Origin of the sequence: Cyanobium sp. HWJ4-Hawea (assembly GCF_024345815.1) — a bacterium.
GTDB lineage: Bacteria > Cyanobacteriota > Cyanobacteriia > PCC-6307 > Cyanobiaceae > Cyanobium_A.
Genome location: NZ_JAGQBV010000063.1, coordinates 1 through 11,121, shown reverse-complemented (window position 1 = coordinate 11,121; position 11,121 = coordinate 1). Strand labels below are relative to the sequence as shown.

15 protein-coding genes and 1 pseudogene are annotated in these 11,121 nt (G+C 54.8%); 6 read left to right on the top strand and 10 right to left on the bottom strand.

Going from position 1 to position 11,121, the window contains the following annotated elements:
- Positions 1 to 163: ATP-binding protein (locus tag KBY58_RS11575; RefSeq protein ID WP_255004478.1), on the top strand; the 163-nt coding region annotated here is incomplete at its 5' end.
- Positions 164 to 402: 239 nt separating this feature from the next.
- On the top strand, positions 403 to 1,875 hold the full coding sequence (locus KBY58_RS11570; protein ID WP_255004474.1) for a transposase: 1,473 nt from the start codon (positions 403 to 405) through the stop codon (positions 1,873 to 1,875).
- Between the two features lie 51 nt (positions 1,876 to 1,926).
- Here the strand turns inward: KBY58_RS11570 and KBY58_RS11565 are convergent.
- From KBY58_RS11565 to rfbB, 5 genes and pseudogenes are all read right to left on the bottom strand, one after another.
- Positions 1,927 to 1,998 (bottom strand): annotated as a pseudogene (locus KBY58_RS11565) (serine O-acetyltransferase); the annotation flags it as partial.
- Positions 1,999 to 2,367: 369 nt separating this feature from the next.
- Positions 2,368 to 3,858, bottom strand: coding sequence for a glycosyltransferase (locus KBY58_RS11560; protein ID WP_255004472.1), 1,491 nt, complete (start codon positions 3,856 to 3,858; stop codon positions 2,368 to 2,370).
- 251 nt (positions 3,859 to 4,109) lie between these two features.
- Positions 4,110 to 5,264 (bottom strand): glycosyltransferase family 4 protein, encoded by a 1,155-nt coding sequence (locus KBY58_RS11555; RefSeq protein ID WP_255004471.1) that lies wholly within the window; start codon positions 5,262 to 5,264, stop codon positions 4,110 to 4,112.
- Positions 5,195 to 6,289: a glycosyltransferase gene (locus KBY58_RS11550; RefSeq protein ID WP_255004477.1), complete on the bottom strand. Its 1,095-nt coding sequence runs from the start codon at positions 6,287 to 6,289 to the stop codon at positions 5,195 to 5,197. The genes KBY58_RS11555 and KBY58_RS11550 overlap by 70 nt, the downstream gene beginning before the upstream one ends.
- A 41-nt stretch (positions 6,290 to 6,330) precedes the next feature.
- Positions 6,331 to 7,455: a dTDP-glucose 4,6-dehydratase gene (gene rfbB / locus KBY58_RS11545; protein WP_255004469.1), complete on the bottom strand. Its 1,125-nt coding sequence runs from the start codon at positions 7,453 to 7,455 to the stop codon at positions 6,331 to 6,333.
- A gap of 13 nt (positions 7,456 to 7,468) precedes the next feature.
- Here rfbB and KBY58_RS11540 point away from each other — a divergent pair, with 13 nt between their 5' ends.
- Entirely contained in the window at positions 7,469 to 7,702 is a 234-nt protein-coding gene (locus KBY58_RS11540; protein WP_255004468.1) for a hypothetical protein, read from the top strand.
- On the top strand, positions 7,626 to 7,892 hold the full coding sequence (locus KBY58_RS13180; RefSeq protein ID WP_409995756.1) for a putative toxin-antitoxin system toxin component, PIN family: 267 nt from the start codon (positions 7,626 to 7,628) through the stop codon (positions 7,890 to 7,892). Before KBY58_RS11540 ends, KBY58_RS13180 begins: the two co-directional genes overlap by 77 nt.
- Positions 7,893 to 7,951: 59 nt before the next feature.
- On the opposite strand, the gene KBY58_RS11535 is transcribed toward KBY58_RS13180, so the two are convergent.
- The 4 genes from KBY58_RS11535 to rfbD are packed head-to-tail and all read right to left on the bottom strand — an operon-like array spanning position 7,952 to position 9,792.
- Entirely contained in the window at positions 7,952 to 8,284 is a 333-nt protein-coding gene (locus KBY58_RS11535) for a nucleotidyltransferase domain-containing protein (protein WP_255004467.1), read from the bottom strand.
- Positions 8,281 to 8,643, bottom strand: coding sequence for an HI0074 family nucleotidyltransferase substrate-binding subunit (locus tag KBY58_RS11530; RefSeq protein ID WP_255004465.1), 363 nt, complete (start codon positions 8,641 to 8,643; stop codon positions 8,281 to 8,283). Before KBY58_RS11530 ends, KBY58_RS11535 begins: the two co-directional genes overlap by 4 nt.
- Positions 8,627 to 8,836, bottom strand: a complete 210-nt coding sequence (locus KBY58_RS11525; protein WP_255004464.1) for a hypothetical protein — start codon at positions 8,834 to 8,836, stop codon at positions 8,627 to 8,629. Before KBY58_RS11525 ends, KBY58_RS11530 begins: the two co-directional genes overlap by 17 nt.
- A 14-nt stretch (positions 8,837 to 8,850) precedes the next feature.
- Entirely contained in the window at positions 8,851 to 9,792 is a 942-nt protein-coding gene (gene rfbD / locus KBY58_RS11520) for a dTDP-4-dehydrorhamnose reductase (protein WP_255004463.1), read from the bottom strand.
- Between the two features lie 30 nt (positions 9,793 to 9,822).
- On the opposite strand from rfbD, the gene KBY58_RS12970 reads away from it, so the two are divergent.
- Positions 9,823 to 10,212, top strand: coding sequence for a hypothetical protein (locus tag KBY58_RS12970; RefSeq protein ID WP_315858059.1), 390 nt, complete (start codon positions 9,823 to 9,825; stop codon positions 10,210 to 10,212).
- Positions 10,209 to 10,565: a VapC toxin family PIN domain ribonuclease gene (locus KBY58_RS11510; protein WP_315858058.1), complete on the top strand. Its 357-nt coding sequence runs from the start codon at positions 10,209 to 10,211 to the stop codon at positions 10,563 to 10,565. Before KBY58_RS12970 ends, KBY58_RS11510 begins: the two co-directional genes overlap by 4 nt.
- Here KBY58_RS11510 and rfbC read toward each other — a convergent pair.
- A partial coding sequence (gene rfbC / locus KBY58_RS11505) for a dTDP-4-dehydrorhamnose 3,5-epimerase (protein WP_255004462.1) occupies positions 10,548 to 11,121 on the bottom strand: 574 nt, incomplete at its 5' end. The genes KBY58_RS11510 and rfbC overlap by 18 nt on opposite strands.

Genomic DNA, 11,121 nt, shown 5'->3' with positions numbered 1-11,121 from the left:
ATTCAGGGAGTGGGATCAGATCTTCCCGAGCGGATCGATGACTGTGGCAGCTGTGGACCGACTGGTGCACCACTGCCACATCGTGGGAATCAAAGGCGAGAGCTATCGGCAAAAACAAGCCGCAGCAGGGGTTTCCATCGATCAGAACGACCCGCCTATGTAATTGACGCGGGCGTCATGGCCGTCACGATCAACGACACCACCACCCCAGCTCAGCAGAACCAAGGCGACGAAACGAAAACTGAGCCACCAGCCTTGAAATTGACGACGGAACCACAACGTGATTGACGCGTCGCGACAGCCTGGTCACGATCACGATCCCAACAGCGATCTCAGGAATCAGTAGAGCTCAGAACAAGCGCTTCTACCGGTCAATCAGATTGACGCAACACATCAACCTGATTGACACGGGACAGCAGCCAGCGCGGCCAGCACCGCCGCCGTTACGGCCCTGAGGTAGTTGAGGCGCTGGTGCCTCTGTGGGAGGCCAGTGATCGGCTGTGCGGCAAGCGCCTCCATGCCCTGCTGCCGCAGTTGGTGGAATCGCTTGAGCACCACGGCCACATGCAACTGGAGCAGGGCGTGCGGGCCAGGGTGTTGACGATGAGCAGCGCCACGATTGATCGGCTGCTGGCCCCAGTCCGTCAGTCCAGTGGGGGCAATGGATGGCGGCGCCCTCCCCGGGCCCACAGCGGCGTGCGGCGGCGCGTTCAGGTGCGCACGTTTAATGGCTGGGACGACCACAAGCAGCCAGGCTGGTTGGAGATCGACCTGGTGGCCCATTGCGGTGGCCGCCTGGAGGGTCGGTTCATCTGGACCCTTGTTGCCACAGATATCGCCACCGGCTGGAGCGAGAGCTTGCCGGTGATCACGCGCGATGGAGCCTCGGTGCTGGCCGCCATCCAGCTGCTGCGGCAGCAACTGCCCTTCCCCCTGCGCGGGATCGATGCGGATAACGACCCAGCCTTTATGAACGCCTTGATGGAGCAGTGGTGCGATGCACCGGAGCAGGGGATTGAACTCACCCGCTCCCGCGCATACCAGAGCAACGACCAGGCTTGGGTGGGGCACCCCAGAGAATCCCGGGGCTCATGTCCCCGGGATTCTCTGGGGACCCCGGTGGAGCAGAAGAACGGGGTGCTGATCCGCCGGGTGGTGGGCTACGAACGTTTGGTGGGCTTGGAGGCAGCCCAGCTGCTGGCAGAGCTCTACGCGGCAATGAGGCTGTTTACCAATCTGTTTCAGCCATCGTTCAAGCTCAAAAGCAGCGTGCGGGAAGGCGGCCGGATCAAGCGCCTGCACCACCCGCCGCGCACACCGCTGCAGCAGCTCCTGCGCACCGGAGTGCTCAGCGATGAGGAAGCCCAGGGCCTCAGGGAGCTCAGAAAGCGGTGTGACCCGGTAGCGCTGCTGGCCACGATGCGCAGCTGCCAGAGCCGACTGGCCCTGTTGATCAGCGGCCAACGTGCCAGCGCCATGGCGGGGGATCCATTGAGCTGGCAAAGCCCCGAGTCAGAGAAACGTGAGCTGGAGGGATTTCTGCAGGGTTTACAGGCCCTATGGCGCCAGAGCAGGCCTCTACAGAAAAAGCACAAGCCGCGGCAGGGCCGCCGCAGCCGAGTGGATCCCTTTGAGGCTCATGCCGATCTCATCCCCCAATGGCTGGAGGCAGAAGCGGATGTGGGCAGCCAGGAGCTCCTGGAGCGGCTGATCGAACTGGATCCAGAGCGTTATGGGCCACAGCACAAACGCACCCTGCAGCGCCGGATTAGGGATTGGCGCGTGGCCAGAGTGCAGGAGTGCCTAGAGAACGCAGCACAGCGGCAGGAAACCCAGTCAGGAAGAAGCAAAAAGGTGTTACCAGGCGTCAATTAAAACGGGTAACAAATTACTGATGCAAAGCGCACATCAACCTGATTGACACGGGACACCCATGCCGTGGTCGATAAACACGCCCTCGCCTATCCGGGCCCCGGGGTGGATCTCAATTCCCGTGATAACCAATCAAGACAGCCTATGTGGCAGCCGAGGGGTATCATAATTCCTGAAAGCCATCGTTACAGCAGAAATAACAACTCGAAAAAAATCTGTAGGGATCGTATTCGACTCAACAAATCAATACTTGGTCGAATAATCTTAGGCCAATAAAATCGTACCTCCCAGCAACCACTCTCGGATAATAAATACAACAAAGTGGCAGAAGTCAAATACCTTGTCGGCGACAATGGCGCCTTAAAGATAGACAGGCATGAGCCCACTGGCAATCAGCTAACATATTCCGATATGATTGGCACAACATTTTTAAAAATAATTAGATTAAATCGCGGATTGCCACTAAAGTATATTAAGAATAGCAATTGCAATGCACTAGGCTAAAATATTCACAACCTTACGCCCGATTTTTTGGGAAAATTGACTAAAAAGCTCCTCTTTCAATTGAGCGTATCTAATTAATCTTGATGAAGTCATATCGTCATCCTGTAGCCTGCGCAAGCATGCTGTATGACAAGCTTCTACTAGCTTAATTGACCAATGGAAAATATCATAATTATCTACTAACTCTATACACTCTCTTAAAGCTGGGATTAAAGCAATCTCCCTATGTGACGGGATATTACTGGCAAGCACGGGCAGACCCAACGCGGCTGAATCAAGAACAGGAATACCAAAACCCTCACTAAGCGAGGGGGAAACAAGCAAAGTTGCATTAAGATAAAGCCAAGATTTATCGAGTTCATTAACATAACCCAAAAGCTTAATATTCGGATCTATCGAACATAAACTAGTGACCGCTTTCCCATACTCATCACCATGCAGTTTACCAGCTATAATCAACCCAACGCCCTCCTTGCTTAGAGAGGTTTCTCTATAAGCCTTTATCAAAATATCAACCCCTTTGCGAGGCACGATTGAGGAAGAAAATAAGATGTAATTGGCAGGGATTTCACTATACTTAGGGATTGCAGCAGCCTGATTCAGATAAGAAATACTAAGCGAAGGAGGCTGAATCAGAGTTGTAAACCGATTGTTTTTTGGATCACGATCAACAACATTGCAAACCTTGTTTTTTGAGTCATCAGAAACAAAAAAACAATCGGCGCTTGTGGCATCAACCAACCTATTATAAAATCGTATAGGGTTGTCTGGGTGCCGAGCAAATTCCAGCGTGAACATATCATGAATAACTTGCAAAATGGGTACAGCCTTATTGTCAGAATTTTTTATAACTCCGGTCGAAAGAGGTGAACAAGACAAGAGAAGGTCAATCACTACATCCTCAAAGATAAGCTTAGGACGAAGAAATTGTCGGCGAAATATGGAGCATAGCGAGAAAATTTGATAGCAATTCTGTGCCGATATAAAACCCGTTAAATTATCAAGATAGTCAAGCCTTTCATTAGACACATATGGCGCAGTAACGTCCCTGTGGATAGGCACTAGCATAGCCCTTTTATTAAGTTTGAAAGTTAAAATCATTAGGGCAAGGGAAGCCATCTTTTGGAGAATCTTGAAGGAGTACCCAAGAGAAAAAGTAGCATTTTTTGCCTTCTTGAGTAATAAGGCTGGAGCCGCAAGTTTATCTAAGATGTCAGCCAAAACTATTAGCTTACAAGCGTTGTCGGATACAAGTGATAACTCTCGCCTTGACAACCTATTGGCAAAAAAGCTGGTCAATAAATAAACTTCTGCGCCCTGTTCTGACAAAGCCGCTAATACTGATTTAGAAAAGTATGCAATTCCCCTATGCTCAGTTTGTTCCAAATCTAACGCGGTTACAGCAATTTTTAGGCCCGTAAGAAGTTTTGGCTCCTCAGTCACCAGCACAGTTTCCTTCCTTACACTCAGGCGCTGCTCCATGATGAACTTAAGGATTAATGCATTCCAATTCTAGCATCGATGCCTCATGCAAACAATAGAATCAATGGAAGAATAAACCAGGGATCCTAAAAAGTAAATGCCAACACTGAAGGCGTCAATAGGGGAATCAGCACCCTAAACTCATAGTCAATTTCGCGGCTAGGCTCTTGATAGATCAAAATGGTATATAAATGAGGGCGAATTGGGGTTAGGTTTTCCTGCCTACACAAAGCATTCAAAACTATGCCAAACTAGGATTGAATACAATTCAAAAGGTCTTGAATTTGCTGCTGTTGAACGCTAATGCTAAAGCTATTAGCCAATCTAAAGCCCTGCAATCCCAAATAATTCCATAGAACAAGATCCCCAGCTAATCTCTCCAGGGCATAGCCAAACGACCTTGGAGCATTGGAAAGCTCAAAATACAAGGAAGTATCACCATGGAGTTCGCGATGCACGGGGATATCACTAATGATAGTAGGCAAGCCTTCAGCCTTAGCCTCCAAAATCGGATAGTCAAATCCTTCCATACTGCTAGCAGATACAAGTGCAAAGCTACATCGCAACAACTGTACCAACTCAGTAGAAGTAACACTTTCAAGAAAGACAACGCATTCAGGATTTTTTAATTGAGCAATGGTCAATTTCAATTGTCGGGATTCTGAGCCCGCCCTCCCTACAACAACAAGTCGACCTCTCCAATGAGAATTTTGCTGGACAAATTGGTCGAATGCGTGAACCACCATCGCAACATTCTTGTTGCTGTCGTGGCGGGCGATAATCAACAAGTCATTACTAGCCGCGGATGCAATAGGCTCTCGTACGATAGCTACGCCATTATAAATCACCTCAATTTTGCAAGCTGGCACACCAAAGTCAACCAGCTGATTGGCTACGAAGCGACTTATCGCAATCACAGCAGTTGCTTTCTTGAAGTGAAGAGGGGTCCAGATCTTATAGCGAAACGCAGCTTTTCGGCTATTCGGATAAGCTAGGGGAGTGAGGTCATGGCACGTGATCACCTGTGGAGTCCCGCGTATTGACAACAAAGCATCGCAGTAAGGGCTATAGATTGACTGGACATCATTCATATTAAGGCCAGCCTTTATTAGAGCAGCCTTGATATCTACTCCATGCTGTGTAAAAGCTAACTGGTGCAGAAGAGCAAGTGGTTGCGTTTTTGGAGGCTGCTCAGGCAGCCAATCATCATTCCTGCAGATGGCACAATCATCGGCACCAACCAATAGACGAAAACCGGGCAAGCCAGGCAACACGCGCTTGACATAACTTGAAAAGCCTGAGTGCCCAGGAACATAAGGCAAAAGATTGCTAATTATCATCTCGCGAGCAAAGCAACAAGATTGACCTGCCAAATTTTCCTTGAAAATGTATCCAAATATCGGCATTGCGCAGCTTTTGATGCCTCAAATAATAGCTTAGGATTTCTGGACAAAAGCTCAATAGATTCAACCAGGTTATTGCATGTTAAATATGGCAAACCAAGAAATTCTCTGAGCCCACTCACCCAGGCCATTCCTGAACGGGGAATATCAAAAGCCAGCGCTGGCACCCCGCAGGCCATCGCCTCCAACTGCACAATACCAAAGGCTTCATTACTACAATCTGCAGGGAGCACTAGCAGATCCGAATCACGTAGCAATATCAATTTCTCATTTTCACTGATACGGCCATGAAAGACAACCACTTGATTGATCTCACATGCCTGCGCCATCCGTTCTAACTGCAAGCGCATAGGCCCATCACCGACAACATGGAGCTCAGCAACTTTCGTCTCTACACAAGCTTCAATCAGCCAATCTACCCGCTTGTAACTATCTAGTCTGCCAATGAACAGCAGCCGAAGCGGCTGCTGTTCATTGCGAAGATGCCAATGGCGGCGTTCCTCGGCGATCTTGGTGTAAAGTTGCTCTTGCAGCTCCCCTAGGCAGCAGGGCAAGACAACCACTTTTTGAGGCTTGACGCCCTCTTGAACAAGGGCCTCAGCGACCACCGGTGAGGTAGTGACAACGGCCTGAACACCAAACCCTGCCCAACGTAGAGCAAGCCATTGATAGACGCTAATCAACCCGCCTTGAGGTCCTCTAGGAGGCTGCAGAAAGGCATGCCAGTGCAGGCGGATTGTTCTTGACGGTTTAAACAGTCTAGCAAGCACACTCACCACGAGCAAACCAGGGCATGGAAGATGAACATGTAGCACCTCTGCACTAGTGAGCACAGTCCATAGACGTCGCGATGGCAAAGGGATTAAAAGCTGCCGACCAAAGTGGATGCTCGGCAGACTGTTGCGCCGATATTGCACAGGCAGCGAAGGGTCGTCGACCGATGGAGAATAGGGCTGCAGAGAAATTGTGGAGGTCAAGTCACCACTAGCTTGCCAAGCCGAAGCCAGCTCATGAGCTACACGCTCCACGCCACCATGGCCAGGCGGACATTCGCGTACCAGTTGAATGATCACACCATCCAAGGTTGAACGCCGTTGCGCTCACCGCTGTAGCTCGCGCGGTCCGTCATGGCTGCACACCATTTTTGATTGGCCAAATACCAATTTACGGTTGCCACCAACCCTTGCTCAAAGCTATTGCGCGGCTTCCAGCCCAACTCAGTGCTGATCTTGGCTGGATCGATGGCGTAGCGGCGATCGTGGCCGGCCCTGTCTTTCACAGGCGTGATCAGCCTTGAATGGGGCGCCCCCTCGGGCCGCAGCTGGTCCATCAGGTCACAGATCGCCTGCACCACTTGGGTGTTATTGCGTTCATTGCCGCCTCCCACGCAGTAGCTCTCTCCAAGCCGTCCGCGAGTGCCCGCCAGCAGTAGAGCCTCCACGTGGTCCTCCACGTAGAGCCAGTCGCGCACGTTGGCGCCATCGCCATAGAGGGGAATCGGCTCGCCGGCCACTGCCTTGAGGATCACCACCGGGATCAACTTCTCGGGAAACTGCCAGGGGCCGTAGTTGTTGGAGCAGTTGGTGAGCACCACCGGTAGGCCATAGGTGTGGTGCCAGGCACTCACCAGGTGATCGCTGGCGGCCTTGCTGGCCGAGTAAGGGCTGCGGGGGTCGTAGGGGGTGGTTTCAGAGAAGCGACCCTCGGGCCCCAGGGAGCCAAACACCTCATCGGTACTGATGTGATGGAAGCGGAAGCCGGCTTGGCGCTCCTCTGGCAGCTGCTCCCAGTGGGCCCGCACCGCCTGGAGCAAGTTGAAGGTGCCGTTGATGTTGCTCTCAATAAAGGCCCCGGGCCCTGCGATCGAGCGATCCACGTGGCTTTCGGCCGCCAGGTGCATCACCAAATCCGGGTCGGCCTGCTTCACTGCCGCGGCCGTTGCCTCAGCATCGGTGAGGTCCACCTTTAGGAGTTGGTGGCGGCAATCGCCATTGGCTGTGAGTCCCCTTTGCCCCAGCTCGGCGAGGGTGAGCTCAATGCTTCTGAGATCGCTCGCGTAGCCGAGCTTGTCGAGGTTGAACACCAGCGCTTCGCTGTCCGTCAGCAGCCGGCGCACCACCGCCCCACCGATGAAACCGGCCCCACCGGTAACCAATACCCGCTGGATGCCAGAGGGGAGAAGAGCAGCGTCCACAGCGGCCTGATCAGTGATTCCAGCCTATGGGCTTGCCGAGCGCACCAGCAAAAACCAGCTCACCCTGCCCAAAACGGTGCTTGAGCAGGCGGGTCTGGTCGAACTGGAGATCAGCGACGCCGATTTAGCCGATGCCGTGAACTGGGCCCGTAAGGAGGAAACTATTGCGGGTGTTGGCCTATCCCAAATTCAGGCTGGATTCGGAGGATCGGGAGCGCCTGCTGGAAGACCTACTGCCGTGGTGTGAAAGCTGGACGGAATCAATCCCCAGCAGCGACCATCGCGTTCGCGATCCCCATGATCAGATGTTCCTCGATTTGGCCTTAGCCGCCAAAACACCGGTTCTGGTGAGTGGGGATTCAGATCTTCTTTGCCTTCAAGGATCGGTGAACCCTTTGCTGATCCTCAGCCCAGCCGATCTGCAGGCACGTCTGTAGCCCCAACATCCCCTTGAGCCTGGCCAAGGAGGCCGAGTTCTGCGCGATTGTCGACCTTCCTAGGGATGCAAAACGATCCCAGCCCTATCGATGTGCTCCAGCAATCCCGAATGGCGGACCAAATGGCGCAACTGCAGATCAATTCGCCAGGGCAGGAGAAGGTCATCGAGCTGGGCACCCAGCACCAGTAGTTCGGCTAGCCCCATCTCCGGAGCCTCGAGGCAAAGGTCGATGTCAGAGCCGGAACGATGCCGCCCCAAGGCCCTGGAGCCATAGAGCACAACCCGCTGGATGGCGGGCCGCTCAGCCAGAAGCTCCAGAATCTGGGAAGTGGTGTCATGCGGAAGTCCTGCAATGGCGGGATGGGCCCCAAGGGCGTTGGGGTCGCTCATCGCCGCTGAGCCCGCTCCAGCAACAGCCCCTCCAGCTCCAGCAGGGCAGGCCCATAGCGCTGCACGATTAGGGCTGAAATCTCATGGGCGAGATCAGGGTTGTAGGTGTGGCTGGTGAGATTGCGGCTGCGGATCATTGCCATCCAAGTGTCCTCGCTGCCGACGGGTAGCAACTCCCGCACCACAGCCTCACGCACAGCATCGCGCGAACCACTGATACCGCTCACCCCCTGATCCACCAGGTAGTCCTTGAGCAGCAGCCAGCTGAGTTCGTGGGTGAATTCAAATGCCTGGATCAGGCCCTGCTCTTCCAGCTCGCTCAGCGGTCGCTGCCGTGCAGTCTCAAGCGCCCGTCGCAAGGTAGCCAGCGCCCGCCCGTAATTCTCCAACCTCTGCAGCCAACGCACATTCGATGTAGTCATGGACACTGGCAATATTTGACCAGGCTAAATAGCAACGGAAGTTGGTCAATTGACCAACTTCCTGGAGAGAGGCGACATAGACGGCTTTGTCGCCTTGGATACTGATGAACCCCAATTTCGCCGAAGCCACTGGCTGGTAAGCGTTTAGGCCAAAACTTGATCCGCAATCTTGGTCAAAACTTCCCGCAAAGCCTGGCGCCAATGCAAAGGATCCAGCCCCAGGGCCGCACGACTGGCGGTGCAATCGAGCAAGGAGTAGCTGGGCCGCTGGGCCGGGGTGGGGTATTCAGCGGTGGTGAGCGGTTGCACCTGGGCCGCATGGTCAAGCAGCCCTGTCGCCACGCCTAGTTCACCAATGGCAATAGCGAAGTCGTACCAACTGGCGGCTCCGGCATCGCTCCAGTGCAGGACCTGCGGCAAGGCAGCTGCCGCAGCCGGCTCCAGGCCCACCCCCAGCGCCCGCCAACAGGCTTCAGCCAAAGTCAGGGTGCTGGTGGGGCAGCCAACCTGGTCAGCCACAACGCCAAGGGCTTCGCCAGCCGCGGCCTTGAGGCGATGCAGCCGCAGCATCGTGAGACAAAAGTTCTTACCCACTGGCCCGTACACCCAGCCCGTACGCAGCACCCGCGCCCCCGGCAGCTGCAAAGCCGCCGTTTCCCCCGCCGCCTTGCTGGCGCCATAAACCCCCAGGGGATCCACGGCTTGCTCTGGCTTGTAGGGGCTGCCCTGGGCGCCGTTAAACACAAAATCGGTGCTTACCTGAAGCAGCCGGCCAGTTTTGCCGTCAGCCAAGGCAAGCTCAGCCAGGGCAGCGGCAAAGGCTGCGGGGGCGCCGGCATTAACGGCCATCGCCAGCTCGGGCTCGCTTTCGGCCCTGTCTACCGCTGTGTAGGCGCCGGCATTCAGCACCCAATCGGGCCTGTGCTGCAGCACGGCCTCTCGGCAGGCGGCGGCGTCCGCCAAATCCAACGCCACCAAGCCATCGCCCCCATTGCGGCAAGTGGCAACCAAATCCACCCCTGGGGGCCTGGAGGCGATCAGGGCCTCTCCCAGCTGGCCGGCAGCTCCAGTGAGCAGCACCTTCATGGCTGGAGCAGGGCCAAGATCCAAACTATTGTGGGCTTTGACGCCGTGCTGCAGGTAGCGAACAATCACTACTTAATTCCGCACAGCCTGCACGGAATTAAAAGCGGTGCCTCAGCAGCGTTGGCCGCACGGATGAACGTGGAGATGCGCATTAAAATGCGCATCTCCACAGCCTTCGCTATGCGTACCTCCTTGGAGCTGCCCGATCCACTATTTGCCCGCTTGAAAGCTCGCGCGGCGGTCGAACAAGTCACGCTTAAGCAACTCCTGCACAGCTACGTGGAACAGGGCCTCAACACAACCGCGCCGACGGAAACAACCAACCGGTCTGTGAACACTCTGCCCAAGCTGGACAAACCCCTGGCCATTGCCAGCTCCCATTTGAACAACGCCTCGCTCTTTGAACTGTTGGACGCTTGACCTCCCTGACTGATTCGGCGGATCTCCCCGATCTCAATGTTTGGCTGGCCTTGGCTGCCGCACAACACCCTCACCACGCGCAGGCTTTGCACTACTGGGAGAAACACGCTTCTAGCCAGGTGTTGTTCTGCACCGTCACAGCTCTGGGATTGACCCGTCTTCTAAGTCAACCAAAACTGATGGGTGAGGCGGTGATGAATTCTGCGGAAGCCTCCGCTCTCCTACTGGCGTTTTGCAAGCAACCCGGAGTAAGGATGGCAACCCTCACGATCGCCAATGGCTGGCGGCTTGTCAGCTTTGATCGTGATTTCAAACGCTTCGAGAACCTGAACTGGCTACAGCTCAGCCACTAAAGGCGCCACGGCATCCTTAGCCGAGAGCTGCGGCCCAATCAACCCTTCTTCAGCCCCGAGGGGCCAGTTGATAGCCAGTTGGGGATCGTCCCAGCGGATCGCCCGCTCGCAGTCCTTGCTCCAGAAGTCGGTGGTCTTGTAGAGCACTTCGGCCTGCTCACTAAGGGTCAGAAAGCCGTGGGCAAATCCGGCCGGCACCCATAGCTGCTGGTAGTTGGCGGCACTGAGGCGGGCCCCTACCCACTGGCCAAAACTGGCCGACTCGCGGCGGATATCGACCGCCACATCAAAGATCTCACCGATCACACAGCGCACCAACTTGCCCTGGGGGTGGGGCGGCAGCTGGAAATGCAGGCCCCGCAGCACCCCGCGGCTGGAGCGGGAGTGGTTGTCTTGCACAAACTCAGGCGCCGGCTGGCCATCGGCCAGCAGGGCCTCAGCAAAAACCTGCTGGTTCCAACTCTCAAAGAAGAAGCCCCGCCCGTCGCCAAAAACCTTCGGCGTAATCAACAACGGCCCCTGCATGAAGAAGCCCGTGGCGCTGGAAAGCCGTTCA

Excerpts from the sequence above, each read along its gene's own strand:
- KBY58_RS11535 (WP_255004467.1), bottom strand. The coding sequence starts at position 8,284 with ATGAGCGACCCCAACGCCCTTGGGGCCCATCCCGCCATTGCAGGACTT.
- KBY58_RS11560 (WP_255004472.1), bottom strand. The coding sequence starts at position 3,858 with ATGGAGCAGCGCCTGAGTGTAAGGAAGGAAACTGTGCTGGTGACTGAG.
- KBY58_RS11555 (WP_255004471.1), bottom strand. The coding sequence starts at position 5,264 with ATGCCGATATTTGGATACATTTTCAAGGAAAATTTGGCAGGTCAATCT.
- rfbD (WP_255004463.1), bottom strand. The coding sequence starts at position 9,792 with ATGAAGGTGCTGCTCACTGGAGCTGCCGGCCAGCTGGGAGAGGCCCTG.